Origin of the sequence: Candidatus Villigracilis affinis (genome assembly GCF_016705895.1) — a bacterium.
Classification (GTDB): Bacteria; Chloroflexota; Anaerolineae; order Anaerolineales; family Villigracilaceae; genus Villigracilis; species Villigracilis affinis.
In genome coordinates, this window is record NZ_JADJKT010000036.1 from 215874 (window position 1) to 230217 (window position 14344).

Annotated in this window: 14 protein-coding genes; 10 read left to right on the forward strand and 4 right to left on the reverse strand. The window is 51.6% G+C overall.

Features of this window, described 5'->3' with window-relative positions; all coding sequences use genetic code 11:
- Positions 1 to 193 precede the first annotated feature (193 nt).
- The 8 genes from IPI86_RS16105 (at position 194) to IPI86_RS16140 (ending at position 6703) form a co-directional block, all read left to right on the forward strand.
- Positions 194 to 550 carry a PadR family transcriptional regulator gene (locus IPI86_RS16105; protein ID WP_345299034.1) on the forward strand — a complete coding sequence of 119 codons (357 nt, stop codon included), beginning with the start codon at positions 194 to 196 and terminating at the stop codon, positions 548 to 550.
- Between the two features lie 4 nt (positions 551 to 554).
- Positions 555 to 1439 carry a sensor domain-containing protein gene (locus IPI86_RS16110; RefSeq protein WP_345299035.1) on the forward strand — a complete coding sequence of 295 codons (885 nt, stop codon included), beginning with the start codon at positions 555 to 557 and terminating at the stop codon, positions 1437 to 1439.
- A 425-nt stretch (positions 1440 to 1864) separates the two neighbouring features.
- Positions 1865 to 2761, forward strand: coding sequence for a type II CAAX endopeptidase family protein (locus IPI86_RS16115; protein WP_345299036.1), 897 nt, complete (start codon positions 1865 to 1867; stop codon positions 2759 to 2761).
- Between the two features lie 148 nt (positions 2762 to 2909).
- Positions 2910 to 3467: a DeoR family transcriptional regulator gene (locus IPI86_RS16120; protein ID WP_345299037.1), complete on the forward strand. Its 558-nt coding sequence runs from the start codon at positions 2910 to 2912 to the stop codon at positions 3465 to 3467.
- A 46-nt stretch (positions 3468 to 3513) separates the two neighbouring features.
- Positions 3514 to 4002, forward strand: a complete 489-nt coding sequence (locus IPI86_RS16125; protein WP_345299038.1) for a copper chaperone PCu(A)C — start codon at positions 3514 to 3516, stop codon at positions 4000 to 4002.
- A 309-nt stretch (positions 4003 to 4311) separates the two neighbouring features.
- Positions 4312 to 4800, forward strand: a complete 489-nt coding sequence (nrfH, locus tag IPI86_RS16130) for a cytochrome c nitrite reductase small subunit (RefSeq protein ID WP_345299039.1) — start codon at positions 4312 to 4314, stop codon at positions 4798 to 4800.
- A 13-nt stretch (positions 4801 to 4813) separates the two neighbouring features.
- Positions 4814 to 6151 carry an ammonia-forming cytochrome c nitrite reductase subunit c552 gene (locus IPI86_RS16135; protein ID WP_345299040.1) on the forward strand — a complete coding sequence of 446 codons (1338 nt, stop codon included), beginning with the start codon at positions 4814 to 4816 and terminating at the stop codon, positions 6149 to 6151.
- A gap of 105 nt (positions 6152 to 6256) precedes the next feature.
- Positions 6257 to 6703: a DUF6174 domain-containing protein gene (locus tag IPI86_RS16140; RefSeq protein WP_345299041.1), complete on the forward strand. Its 447-nt coding sequence runs from the start codon at positions 6257 to 6259 to the stop codon at positions 6701 to 6703.
- Positions 6704 to 6746: 43 nt separating this feature from the next.
- Here the strand turns inward: IPI86_RS16140 and IPI86_RS16145 are convergent, their stop codons facing one another.
- Genes IPI86_RS16145 through IPI86_RS16155 form a run of 3 tightly spaced genes read right to left on the reverse strand, consistent with a single transcriptional unit; the run spans position 6747 to position 8908 of the window.
- Positions 6747 to 7424, reverse strand: a complete 678-nt coding sequence (locus IPI86_RS16145) for a Crp/Fnr family transcriptional regulator (RefSeq protein ID WP_345299042.1) — start codon at positions 7422 to 7424, stop codon at positions 6747 to 6749.
- An 8-nt stretch (positions 7425 to 7432) separates the two neighbouring features.
- Positions 7433 to 7963: a phosphoribosyltransferase family protein gene (locus IPI86_RS16150; RefSeq protein ID WP_345299043.1), complete on the reverse strand. Its 531-nt coding sequence runs from the start codon at positions 7961 to 7963 to the stop codon at positions 7433 to 7435.
- Between the two features lie 48 nt (positions 7964 to 8011).
- Positions 8012 to 8908, reverse strand: coding sequence for a hypothetical protein (locus tag IPI86_RS16155; protein WP_345299044.1), 897 nt, complete (start codon positions 8906 to 8908; stop codon positions 8012 to 8014).
- Positions 8909 to 9017: 109 nt separating this feature from the next.
- Here IPI86_RS16155 and IPI86_RS16160 point away from each other — a divergent pair, with 109 nt between their 5' ends.
- Complete coding sequence (locus tag IPI86_RS16160) at positions 9018 to 9389, forward strand: c-type cytochrome (RefSeq protein WP_345299045.1); 372 nt, start codon at positions 9018 to 9020, stop codon at positions 9387 to 9389.
- A gap of 21 nt (positions 9390 to 9410) precedes the next feature.
- On the forward strand, positions 9411 to 11612 hold the full coding sequence (locus IPI86_RS16165; protein WP_345299046.1) for a parallel beta-helix domain-containing protein: 2202 nt from the start codon (positions 9411 to 9413) through the stop codon (positions 11610 to 11612).
- Positions 11613 to 11877: 265 nt separating this feature from the next.
- Here the strand turns inward: IPI86_RS16165 and priA are convergent, their stop codons facing one another.
- The gene (gene priA, locus IPI86_RS16170; protein ID WP_345299047.1) at positions 11878 to 14319 is read right to left on the reverse strand and encodes a primosomal protein N'; all 2442 of its coding nucleotides are present in this window, start codon (positions 14317 to 14319) and stop codon (positions 11878 to 11880) included.
- Positions 14320 to 14344 lie beyond the last annotated feature (25 nt).

Sequence of the window (14344 nt, forward strand, 5' to 3'; positions counted from 1 at the left end):
CTTATTTTGTAAAGAGGAGAGCAAAATGAAAAAGTTTTTGAAGTGGGTGGGGATGCCTGCAATCGTTGCCAAAATTGGAGTATTTAAAAAAAACAGTACTGTGGAACCATAAAACGCCCTTGACGTAGTATCAATCTTATACTAATATTGATTTATTAGTAGTAAAAACTTGATACTGCTAAGAGGAGCATAAATGACTGAGATTTCGTCACACACCAGAAAGTTTCAAAAAGAACTGAATGCAGGCACTTCCTCCCTTATCCTGCTCAGCGTTTTGAGCCGCAGCAAAGAGTCGATGTATGGATATCAGATCGCAAAAATGTTGGAAGAGAGCGGACCTGACATCCCCATGATGAAGCAGGGAACGTTATATCCCGTGCTTCGTTCACTCGAAGAGAATGGCCTGTTGGAAAGCACCGTGGAACCCTCCGTCTCGGGGCCGCCGCGCAGGTATTACAAGATCACCAGTGATGGGCGCGAAGCGCTAAAAGAATGGAATGAAATCTGGAAGATCACAAAGAAATTCGTCGACGCGAATTTGAAAGGATGACAACATGTTTAAAACGATGGAAGAATATCTGGATGCTTTGAAAAACGAAATGAAAGATGCCGATCCCGCCCTCGTGCAGGATGCACAGGCCGATGCACGCGAACACCTGAGCACTGCTCTGGCGGCAGTACGCGACTCCGCTCCTGAAACAAGCGAAGCCGATGCACTTGGCAAGATCATCGAGGAATATGGATCCCCCGAAGAAACCGCTTCCGCTTACCGTGAGGTGGAACGACGCACCTCCCCTTCCTTGAAACAAACCACAAAGCCGAGTTCGGCGCTTGGAAATTTTTTCGGTGTGTATCTTGACCCGCGCGCATGGGGTGCCCTGCTTTACATGTTGATCGCCTTCGTAACCGGTGTTTTTTACTTCAGCTGGGCAGTCACCGGGCTATCAGTATCCATCTCCTTTTTGATCTTCATCTTTGGTTTTCCGATTGCGCTGCTGTTCCTGCTCTCGGTGCGCGGACTGGCTCTGCTCGAAGGCCGTTTGGTGGAAGCTCTGCTTGGCATCCGCATGCCGCGCCGCCCGCTATTCTCACATCAGGGCATGAAATGGTTCGACCGCTTGAAGGCCCTCCTCACCGACAAAGCCACCTGGCTCATGCTGGTTTACATGATCCTGCAATTCGTGCTTGGGACTGCGTACTTCGTTGCGATTGTCACTGTGTTAAGCGTCTCGCTTGCCTTCATCGCACTCCCGTTCGTACAGGAAGTTCTGCATCAAGGCGCTGTTTATAACAACGGCGTTCGGTATTACTTCCCAAGCTGGTCCTACCCGCTTTTGGTGCTGGGCGGACTCCTGCTGTGGACGATCTTCATGAACATCGCCCGCGGAGTTGGTCAACTGCACGGACGATTCGCCAAATGGCTACTGGTCAATGAATAGGAAAAAATGAAGCAACTGCCCAGAGGCCGGGGGGGGGGGGGGGGGGGGGGGGGGGGGGGGGGTTTGGGTTGGGGGGGGGGGGGGGTGGGGGGTGGGGGGGGGGGGGGGGGGGGTGGGGTTGGGGGGGGGGTTGGGGGTGGGGTTTGGGGTTGGGGGGGTTTCGGCGGGGCGTCGGCCGGGGGGGGCGGGGCCCTGTTGTCATTTGTTGTTGCGGGCATTCTACCAGCTGGCAATCAAAAAAGGGAATTTCATCGAATCCGTTTGGATGCGACACAAATCCAACAAAACTGAAACAGAGTAAAATTGCCGCCATCTGGATTCAAAATCCCGCCCAACGCGGGATTTTTTCTTTTTCTGAAAAACCTCCTGCTTCGAGTAGAATTTCAAAGTCATCCAACCAGAAGGATTTGAAAGAGGCCTTGGTAATGAATAACTATTTGGAAATTACGCGCACAGGCAAAAATGAATGGTGGAGGTATCTACTCTCCCTTTCCACCATTCTAACCATATGGTTTGTGATCGGTTCCATTCCCATCATGTTACTTTTAGGCTATGTCATGTTGGATGGCGACCCCGCCACAAATTTCACAGCGACCGGCTTCACAGGCATCTCTGTCTTGCTGGATTTTTCAGCCACCATGCTGACCTTCCTCCCGTTCATCACAGCAACCTTGCTTGCAGTGCGTTTCATCCATGCGCGGCCTTTGAACACGCTCATCACCTCCGCCCCGCACATTCGTTGGAACAGGCTTCTTGCTGGCGCAGGAGCATGGTTCGCACTGGCGGTGCTGATCTCATTCATTGAAGCAATGCTCTACCCAGGCAGATACGTTCTTACATTTCAACCTCTGCTCTTGTTTTTTTATTTCCTGCTGGCAGTGATCCTCATTCCCATTCAAACCTCTGCCGAAGAACTTTTCTTCCGCGGCTATTTACTGCAATGGATGGGACTGAAGTTAAAAAACAAATGGATCCTCTCATTCATCAATGGTGTTTTATTTTTTCTACCGCACATGCTCAACCCGGAGATGGCAGTCAACGGCATATTGATGGCATTGGCTTATTTCGCATTTGGATTTTTTGCATGTTATGTCACACTTCAAGATAATGGGCTTGAACTCGCCCTTGGCATGCACGCAGCCAATAATCTTTTCAGTGCCTTGTTCGCCAATTACACAGTCACAGCGCTGCCCAGCCCGGCGCTGTTCACCATTCAAACCCTCGATCCGGCATATGGCTTTGTTGCCTCAACGATCGCGATGATCATCTTTTATGGAATCTTCTTTGGAAGAAATCCCCAACCCTCCCCGATTTTGGAATAAGAAAACCCGCGCATCATACCGACCTTTTACCTGCCCAGCTTTCAATGACATGACCAGCGCTTTGAAAGTGTTAAGTTTCACTTGACAGCATCCCATCATTTTGTTATATTCTGCGAATTCTTGTTGAAGGTAACAGAATATAACAAACATGACAACATCCATCGACCGCGAAAAAAAGATACTGGAACATCTGCAAAAACAGGGCAGCGCCTCCATACAGGAACTGGTGGAGGTCTTTAACGTTTCCAACATGACCATCCACCGCGAGTTGAACAAACTGGCCGAGGCAGGCTTGATCCAAAAGAAACATGGGGGCGTTGCACTTGTCACCCAATCCCCCACTGCGGGTATCAACCAATGCAGCATGTGCAACAAAACCATCTCAGAGCGGACCGTGTTTATCGTCCGCGCCGCGAATGGTGAACAAAAACGCGCCTGTTGCGCCCATTGCGGGCTGATGATCCATAGCCAGACCCAGGATGCCGCCCAATCGCTTACCGCCGATTACCTGCACGGGCATATTATCAGCGCTACTCAGGCCATCTACGTTCTTGGGAGCGATCTGAATATCTGCTGTGTACCCAGCTTACTGAGCTTTGGCTCAAAACAGGATGCGGAAAAATTCCAAAAAGGCTTCAGCGGCACGCTGGCCAACATGGAAGAAGCCATTCACTATTTACACGGAATGATGCACGCGCACCCATAAAGCACGTGATTCAGAAATATCAAACACACAAAGGAAGAGATAAATCATGAAGCGAATTTTGATGATGTTGGTTTTGGTGGGGACGCTGCTCTTAACTGCCTGTGGCGCCGCAGGTGATGAGCATACGGATGGAACAGACATCGAAGCGCACGACTTTTGGGCACGTACAGCATTGAAAGACGGCAACAGCGCCGCATATATGCTTTTGCATAACCACACAGAAACGGACGATGAATTGATCGGTGCTTCTTCCGACGTGGCCGCCTCTGTGGAAATTCACCTGAGCCAAATGAATGCGAACGGCACCATGGAGATGATTCCGCAGGAATCGATTGCCCTGCCTGCAGAAGGCGACCTGGAACTTAAGCCCGGCAGCTATCACATCATGATCATCGGCCTCAAGCAGGATTTAAACGTAGGGGATGAGATCACGTTGACCCTGCATTTCAAGAATCACAAAGATATCACCCTGACCATTCCGGTGATGGAAGCTCAGAACATGGGCGGCTCCGGCATGGACGGTCACATGCCTTAGTTTTTGAATTCGCACTTTCGCCGGTGCATTCTCCCCTTACGCCCCGCCATCAGCAGCGGGGCGTATTTTTTTAGCAAGTAACTGCGTGGGGAAAACAAAAGCCTCTTGAGGTGTAGCAGGCTCGAGCGGAGAGTGAAGCGAGTGTCACATCAAAAGAGGATGGTTGTCACTATATAAATAAGATAATTTTGGGTAAATTTATCCGATAATCCAAATCTGATTTCTTTTTCATTCTGTGACAAAAGTTACAAACAAATTTTGAAAGATATACTATATTAAGCGCACATTAATCTTTTTTGAGGACAGGCTATGTCAAAAACCCCATTCATTATTGCAATCGCGGCCACGATCCTTGCGTTCGGGTATTTTGCGTTTGTCACTGATGCCGCCTCTTACGGGGGGAGCGCGCCGGAGACCTGCGCAAATTGCCACGTAATGGATTCACAGTATGAAAACTGGTATCACGGTGCGCATGAGAATTTCGCAAAGTGTACCGATTGCCATTTACCGCACGACAATGTTGTGACCTACTATGCTGAGAAGGGCAGACAGGGCGCAAAGGATGTTTTTGCCTTTGTGACGGGAAGCATCCCCGTGCAGATACGCGCAAGCGACAAAACAAAGGAAATCATCCAGGCAAACTGCATTCACTGCCATGAAGATACCGTGGAAGCTATTGTGATGAGCGCCCAGCCGCTTGACCGTTATTGCTGGGATTGCCATCGCGATATTGCGCACGGTGTGCGCGGCTCTTCAGCTGTCCCCTATCAGGATTCAACACTCTACCCAATCAAGTAAGGAGAATCATTCCATGAAAAATTACACCAATCTTATTCTTGCAGGTCTTGTCATCGTTTTGGCTGCCGCGCTCGTGGGTGTGCTGACTTATGTAAAGAATCAGCCTGCTGAAGAACGCGCCGTACAACCATTGGTCGAGATCGCGCCGATGGAACCTGATTCATCGAAATGGGCAGTCAACTACCCCAATCAGTATGACTCCCTGATGAAGACCAAGACAAATAATATCGACACCACTTACGGCGGCTCATCCCAGTTCTCATGGCTGGAGCGCGACCCACGACAGGTGATTCTGTTTGCGGGATACCCGTTCAGCAAGGATTACAACGATGACCGCGGTCACATCAATATGCTGGAAGATGTGCGCGCGACCAAACGCTTGAACTTGAATGATGAAGATCCGAAGCACACCCCTGCCACATGCTATTCATGCAAATCATCTGACAACCCCGGTTTGTGGGCTGAGATGGGCATGGAAGCCTTTGACAAGATGTCTTTCAATGAAATGACCCCGAACATCAACAATACTTTGGGATGCGCCAACTGCCACGAAGCAGGGACCATGCGCCTGATCGTGACCAACCCCGCACTCGAAGAAGCCTTTGAACGTCAGGGCAAAGATTGGACCACCTTCACCCGTCAGGAAATGCGCACCGTCGTTTGCGCCAACTGCCATGTTGAATATTACTTCAAGGGCGATGGCAAGTACCTCACCTTCCCCTGGGATAACGGCACAAAGGTTGAAGAAATTCTTGCCTACTATGAAGAAGCGGGCTTCAAGGATTGGGTCTACCCTGAAACTGACACCCCCATGCTCAAGGCACAGCATCCTGAATATGAATTCTTCACCGCCGACAGCACCCACTACAAGGCTGGAGTCTCCTGCGCCGACTGCCACATGCCCTATACCCGTGACGGAGCCGCCAAGTACTCCTCACATGATGTGCACAGTCCCTTGCTTAATGCCGAAGAATCCTGCGGTCAATGCCACACAGATACGGAATACGTCGTCCGCAGAGTAAACACCATTCAAGAACAAGTCGCTACAACCAAGATCACCACTGAAGATGCGATCATTGATGCCATCAACGCCATCAAGGCCGCAGTCGCCGCTGGAAATGCCGACCCTGCCCTGCTCGATCAGGCTCGCAAACTGCATCGCGAAGCGCAATACATGTGGGATATCGTCTCCGCGGAAAACAGCACAGGCTTCCACAATCCCGAATACGCGCTGAAGATCCTGGCCGAATCAACCAATCGCGCACGTCAGGCACAGATGCTCGCCGCCCAATCCATCGGCGATACAAGCCTGTTGACAACGGGCACCTACTACGCAACACCCACTCCATAAACCTGCTTCGATCAGTTCAACTCCCCGTCAGCAATGGCGGGGAGTTTTTTAATTTAACTGGGAACTTATTATCAAATAATGTCGTCTATTGCTCAAGGAGAAAAAATGAAAAAGACAATCTTATTGGTTCTTGCACTCATCCTCACCGCCTGTTCTGCAAGCGCATCCGCTGAATTCGATAAAAATCGAATCAAATGGCAGGATGCAAACATTGTGCATTATCGCTACAACATATTCGTCAGTTGTTTTTGCGCATTCAGAGATGACATGCCCATGACCGTTGAAATCAATAACGGTGAAGTCGTTTCCATCACCTCGGTCAAGGGAAATGTCATTACCCCATCGGACAGTCTTTACGAGGTCGTAAAAAACTATGCAAGCATGGATACCCTGTTTACCCAATTGAAAGATGCACTCACAGAAGCGGACAAGGTTGAAGTGACATACGACCCGACCTATGGCTTCCCCGCTATTCTTGCCATTGACCAGATCGAGCAAGCAATGGATGACGAGCTTTACATTACGGTGGATAACTTCGAAATTCTCAAGTAACAAAAAAGCGGCCCGCAAAGGCCGCTTTTGATTTTAATACATCTTACTGCATCCACTGGCTGAAGATTTCCTGGTCCGCGATCTGGATGCGCCTGTCTTCCACTTTGATCGCGCCGCTGCGTTCGAGTTCCTTCATGGAACGCGCCACGACCTCGCGCACGGTTCCCAGCCTAGCCGCAAGTTGTTCCTGTGTCCAATGCGGCGCGGACTTTTCCTGAGGGAGCTCCGCGATCAAACGCGCAAGGCGATGGGTCACCTGATAGAATGCCATCTCGCTGACCATGCGAACCATCCCGCGCAGCATCCGCCCAAAATTGGTCAACACCTTCCGCGCAAATTGGGGATGTTGTTCAATCAACCCACGTAACAACTCGCCATCGATCACCCACACGCGGCAGGCTTCAAGCGCCTCCACATTCACGGGGTTTACAGCGCCATCAAAAGCGGGGACCTCCGCAAAGGTATCGCCTTCCTGCAAAATACGGACAATATACTGCCGTCCCTGCGGCGAAAGGCGAAAGATCTTCGCACTCCCCTGCTCAACAATGTGCAAACTGTCGCATGGGTCGCCTTCCCAAAAAAGCACATCACCACGCTGATATTCACGCAAGTGCATGTGTTCCGAAATCTCCTTCAACATAGGCTCTGGAAGATCGTCGAAATATTCATTTCGTTTCAACGTTTTTATACGGATATCGTGCCGCGTTTCAATCGTTTTCATTTAAGGAATCAAATCTCGCCGAGTAAAACCTTGTCTGTACCGCGATTCACTTCCCACGGGTACACAATATAGGCATCGGTGATCGCCGCGTAATAATCAGGGCGCGCATTGCCAAAAAGATTGCGGTATGGATTGAAATGCAGCACACAGGTTTCGGCGAAACCGCCCGCAGCGGATACGCGATTCTTCACAGCCGTAATCGTGCGCCCGGAACCCCAAACGTCATCCACGATCAATGTGGGACGTCCGCGTAGTTTATCCTCTGCGGGGAACTGAATGAACTCGGGCCACACCATCAGGCTGGATTTCTCTGTCTTGGATTGGGCAGGGAAATCCACCGCGGCTGTGAGGATATGCGTAATGTCCATCGCTTCAGCGAGCAAACCGCCGGGGATGATTCCGCCGCGCGTGATCATCACCATCGCGGTAAATTCGCGCTTGAATTGGGGAAGCAGGTAATCAATGAGACGGTCAATCTCTTGCCATGTGACCATTTCGCGGCGGGGTTCAGGTTGCATGTGTTCGAATTCTTCTTTCATCTTTCGTCTTTCCTCAACTATGAAAGAGGAAAGACGAAAGAAAATAAATTATGCTAAAGCTGCAGCCAACGGAGCGGGAGCGCGGACTTGTTCAGAACTGCCATGTGCGCGGGCGGTTTCAACCTGGCGCGCCCAGATATACAGGCAGGTGTGATAAGCAGTATTGGTATAGGAGCTAAAGATGCTTGCCAGCATGACAAAGGTAAAGAAGATCAGCGCGCCGATGACAATACCCACAACTGAAACCGCGGTGCTGCCACCAGAAACATATGCCGCGCCGCCGCCAATGGCAAAAGCAATGACGAAGCCAAGAGCACCAAACACAAAGCTGATCAACCCAGTCACCCAGCGAACCCCCACCGTACTGATTCCCACCAGCAACAGATTTTCCTTCGTGATCTTCAAAATGCGCTGCATGCCGACTTTGAGATTCAGATCATCAATGATCATGGCGGGCAGAATCAATAAAGCGGCTTCGGTCCACAAAACTTCGAGCAATCCTGTTGCCGCGCGCGCGATGCCGCCCACAACACTGCCTCTGCGGTTACGATTAGCCAGGCTGCGCAATAAATTCACAGCCGTGGATGCTGCAGCAAGAGTGAGAATATCAAAGAAGTCGCGGCGGACAATGGCCCAGGCCTTGCCCATGTCACCATCGCCTTCGGTGAGGTAGCCGTAGATCAGATGCACGGTCATGCCCGAAAAGACATAAGTGACCACAAACTGCACAAAGACCAGAATGCCGCCCAATACAAATAAAATGACATTCCCGACCTGTGAATTACCCACGACCATGGCCGCGCCAACGATGGGAATGATTCCGATCACCGAAACGATCATACCAACGACAAGAGCATAGATCGAAGGTTTGAGCAAATCCTTATCCTTGAAGGCCATCTCCCAGGCTTGTTTGAGAAAAGACCAGCCGCGCGAAAAACTTTGCATAATTCACTCTCCTATTTAAAGTTGAGTTGATTATAGCAAAGATGGGGAAAGAGAAAAGAGGAAAGATGCATGTATAATCGGGCAATTCAACTCTCAATTCAGGACAAATATGAAAAAAATAATTCCAATTTTGATCGCGCTCGCGCTTTCAGCTTGTTCCGCCATGTCACCTGCCGAGCCCACCCCCACCCCAGACCCGCTCGTATTGCAGGGACAGCAGGTCTTCAACGCCAAATGTGCCACCTGCCACGCCCTCGTCCCTGATACCATCATCATCGGGCCATCACTGAATGGAATCGCCACCCGCGCAGAGACCCGCGTTGAGGGACAAACCGCAGATGAATATATTCAGTTATCCATCCTTCGGCCCGGAGATTATCTAGTGGAAGGATTCAACAACGTGATGATCACCAACTTTTCCAAGGAACTCACCAATGAAGATATGAATGCGCTGGTCGCATTTTTATTGACGCTGAAATAACAAGCCAAAAGAGGAGAATGTATGAAAGTTTGGATGAAACGTATTTTTTCAGGACTGGGCATTTTGCTGCTCATCGGTATTTTGTACGCCGCATTTGCGCCGCTTCCGCAGGATGAAGTATTGCCGCCCGAAAAATGGGGCGCGGGTTCCAGCAGTGTGGAGCCTGCCTACAGCGGACTTCAACGCGATTTCCCTGCCACCAATGAAACGGACGCAAATGCCACCACGCCCGAAAAAGCGGAACTTGGCCGCCTGCTTTTCTTCGACCCGATCTTGTCTCAAAACGATGACATGTCCTGCGCCACCTGCCATAACCCCGATCTTGGTTTCAGCGATGGCATGCAGCAGGCACTCGGCGCGAACGGCAAGATCCTGCCGCGCAATGCAATGAGTTTGTGGAATGTTGCCTACAACACCAATTTCTTCTGGGATGGAAGAGCCGCCACCCTCGAAGAGCAGACGAATACCCCGATCACAAACGCGGACGAGATGGCTGGTTCGCCCGAAGAAATAGAATCTCAACTGAAAGCGATTCCTGCCTACGTTTCGCTATTCGAGAAGGCCTTCGAAAGCAAAGATGCCGTCACGTACGCGAATGTGCAAAATGCCATCGCCGCATTTGAGCGCACGCTCATCACGAACAACTCGCCCTTTGACCGTTACGCCGCAGGCGATGTGAATGCCCTCACCCCCGCCCAACGCCGCGGATTGGCCACCTTCCGCTCGGCAGGTACGCGCTGTTTTGAATGTCACGCCGCGCCCACCTTCAGCGATGACTCGTTCTCGGTAACAGGTGTACCCGACCTGCCCGGACAAGAGCATGATGCAGGCCGCGCCGAAGTGGAAAGTGAAAGTTTGGATGGCGCCTTCAAAGCGCCCACCCTGCGCAACATTGCCCTCTCGGCTCCATACATGCACAACGGTGCCTTTGCCACACTCGAAGAAGTCGTGGACTTTTATGCCAAAGGCGGCGGACGTGATGACGGCGTCGAGAATGTGGATATTCACGTTTTGGGCTTCGATCTCACCGAGCAGGAAAAATCTGACCTCGTTGCATTCATGTATGCACTCACCGATGAGACGAACCTGCCCGAGTTCCCCGAATCTGTGCCTTCGGGCCTGCCCGTGGTGGCGCATGTGGAAAACCCCGCGCGCGAAACCGTCAGCCAGATGAATGCCGGGGGAACAGAATCAGTTTCAACGTCTACGCATGAAGCGGTGACTTTGAGAGTCGAAAAAGGTCAAAGCATCCAATCTGTTGTAGATCAGGCGCTGCCCGGTGACACCATCGAAGTGCCGTATGGAATTTACAAAGAGCATGTCATCATTGACGTCAGCGATATCAAATTCTTCGGCATTCCAAATGAAGAAGGTCAGTGGCCTGTGATCGAAGGCGAAGGCAAGGGCGCCGATGGGGTGATCGCTTCGGGAAATAATTTTGAGATGGCGTTCTTTGCGGTCAAGAATTTCACAAGCAACGGTGTGCTGGTGGAAGGCGCGAAGAATGTTTACCTGCACGACATGTATATTGAAAATACAGGCGTGTACGGCGTGTACCCCGTGCGCTGTACCGATGTGTTGATCGAACGCATCGAAGGCACGCTGATGAACGATGCCGCGATCTATGCGGGCAAATCGGAAAATGTGATCATCCGCGATACGCTGACCTATGGCAACGTGATCGGCGTGGAGTTGGAGAACACGGTCAACGGTGAAGTGTACAACAATGTGGCGCACGATAACACCATCGGCATTTTCATTGACCTGCTGCCGCAACTGCCTTCGAAGGTTTCGATGTACACGAAGGTGCATGACAACCTGGTTGAAAACAACAACGGCGCGAATTTTGGCAAGTCTGGCACGGCGGTTTCGCTCATCCCGCCTGGGACGGGCATGTTGATTCTCGCGGCGGACCATGTGGAGGTGTACAACAACACCATCCGCGGAAATAAGACGGGCGGCATGGCGGTATTCAATTTGACCATCGGTTTTTCGGAAGAGGAGATCGATGTCGGTCCGAACCCCGAGCATAACTACATCCACGATAATATCTACGAAAACAACGGCTACGATGCGGATAAATTCGTGAAAGACATGCTGGGACAGGGCTTCGATATCATTTGGGATGGCACCTGGCGCAGACAATCGCTTCGACGAGCCGAACGCTTCATCCTCCTTTCCGCCTGTTTTGCCTTCGAAGAATTTGCCAGCGCCGTTGTATAACCTGTACTGGCGGGCGTTGAATTTTGTGGTGGGGTTGGTGGGGTAAAGTAAAAAGTAAGAGGAAAGAAGAAAGAGGCAGTGACGCGAGTTGCTGTCTCTTTTTATTTGTGGGCAGTGTCCCAAAAGCCGTGACATTCGCCACTTCAACGTGAGGCGTTTTTTCATATAATTCAGATTGCGTGGGGGAAAATAAGAATATTCCACGACCATTTTCAATCTCCCCATCCCATAGCCCGATTGCTCAGGTTATTATCTTCAATCTAAATCACAACAAACTGATCGGATCAACCTCCACCCTGCAATCGCTCAATTTCAGATCGCGCAATAGCGAAGCAGGGTCTGGGCCGCGCAGGATGATCTGCCAGCGGTGGATTCCATCCACTTTGGAGAAGAAGGCGGGGACGGGGCCGATCAATTCGGTTTGGCGGCGGTTTTCGGTTTCGATGCGCAGTTTGAGTTTATCGGCGGCTTTTTGTGAATCAGATTCGGCTTTGAGCGGGTCGGCATCGCGGAATTCCAACCGCACCAGTTTTGCAAAAGGCGGATAGCCCAACTGCTTGCGATAGTCCAACTCGCGTTCGTAGAATCCGTTCACGTCATGTCCCGCCGCAAATTGGATGGCGTAATGCTCGGGCATGAAGGTTTGCAAAACCACCTTTCCACCCAGCGACGAACGCCCCGCGCGGCCAGCAACCTGAGTCAGCGTTTGAAAGACCTTTTCACTTGCAAACGGGTCAGGCAGATTCAATCCCACATCTGCCAGCACGATTCCCACGAGAGTCACCAACGGCAGGTCGAGTCCCTTCGAGAGCATTTGCGTCCCCACCAGCACATCGGCCTGATGATTGGCAAAATGCGTGAGGATCATTTCATGCGCGTCCTTGTGACGGGTCGTGTCCCAGTCCCAGCGCAGGGTGCGCACTCCGGGGAACATCGCCTGCACTTCCTCTTCCACTTTTTCGCTGCCAAGCCCATACTCGCGGATCTGTTTTCCACTGCAATTCGGGCAGGTCTTCGGCTTTTGGCGGGTGTAGCCGCAGTGATGGCAAAGTAACGTTGGAACGTTTGAACGTTCAAACGTTCCAACGTGCAACGTCAGCGGCGTATCGCAGTTGGGGCATTTGAGCACAAACCCGCAGTCGCGGCAAAAAATGTAGGTGGCGGTGCCGCGGCGATTCAAAAACAAAATCGCCTGCTCGCCGCGTGAGATCGTTTCAGCGAGTGATTCGGCCAGCGCGCGCGAAAAGATTCCGCGATTGCCCGTCTTGAGTTCCTCGCGCATGTCCACCACTTGCACGGGCGGCAGCGCAGAATCGGTGACGCGATTCGGCAGAGTCAATTTTGTCAGCGTGCCATTTTCGGCGGCGAATCTTTGCTCCACAGTAGGTGTGGCAGAACCCAACACACACACCGCGCCGCACAAACGCGCATACTCCTGCGCGGCGGTCGCGGCATTGTAAAACGGCGGCTCGCCCTGATGATAGGAACTGTCGTGGCATTCATCCACCACGATCAGGCCGATATTCGGCAGCGGCGCAAACAACGCCGAACGCGCACCGATGATGACCTTCAACTTGCCCGAACGCGCGCGCCGCCACGTATCGTACCGCTCCCCCTCTGAAAGTTTCGAATGGATCAACCCCACCTGCCCGGGGAAGCGCGCTAAAAATCTACGCACCGCTTGCGGGGTGAGCGCAATTTCAGGCACGAGGATGATGGCCTGCTTTCCGCGCTTGATGGTTTCTTCGGCGGCGCGAAGATAGATTTCGGTTTTGCCAGAACCAGTCACGCCATGTAAAAGAAAAGATGAAGGCTGAAGGATGAAGGATGAATGCGTTATTTTTTCGAGCGCAGAGGTTTGCTCTGGGGTGAGTTCGAAAGCCTGTGTACCTGTTTCCTGCTCTACCTGTTTACTCGTCCGCTCCAGCGAATCACGGAAGATTTCGTTTTCAAACAGGCGAATCAATCCGCGCTCTTCGAGTTCCTGCAAGTCAGCGAGGTTGCATCCTGTTTCGGCATAGACCCATGAAAGGTTGATCGCTTCAGGCTGTTGGATGAGGAAACGCAATGCGGATTGACGACGGGCGAGAGTCTGCTTTGTGCCGAGGGAATCCATCTCCGCTTCAGCCGCTTCTGGCGTAACCGACAACTGGGCCACACGCACGAACTTTGATCTCACCCGAGGCGGAGGCAAAACGTGCTTCGTCGTGAGAATCCCTTTTTTCACGAGGGACTGCGCCGTTTTGCGCCAATCCACCCGCGAGAAATGGGAATCGATCTGACGTCCGCGCAAGGGTCCGCGCTCGCGCAAAAGGGTAAGCAAGCGAGTAGTGACGGTTGAGGTCTTGTCTTCGTAATTGGTAATTCGTAATTCGTAATTGACATCCGCTTGCTGGCTCAAGCCCACAGGCAGCATGAGGCTGATAATGGCGGCCAGTGGATTCAGGGTTGAGTCTGCCAATAGCATCGCAAGAGCAAGCTGCGGCTGAGTCAGAACGGGGGCAGGGTCGAGCAGGTCAATGATGAGTTTGGGATTCTCCACCGCAGGAGAATCGATCAAGGCGGTGACGATCCCCTGCACCGTCTGCTTTCCAAATGGGACAATTACAAAACTGCCCGCCTGAATTTGGAGGGCGAGCTCGTTCGGGATGGCGTAATCAAAGAGGCCGGAGATTACAGAAACGTTAACAGCAACGCGCGCAAACATGGTGAGATTATAATGTTGATAAGGT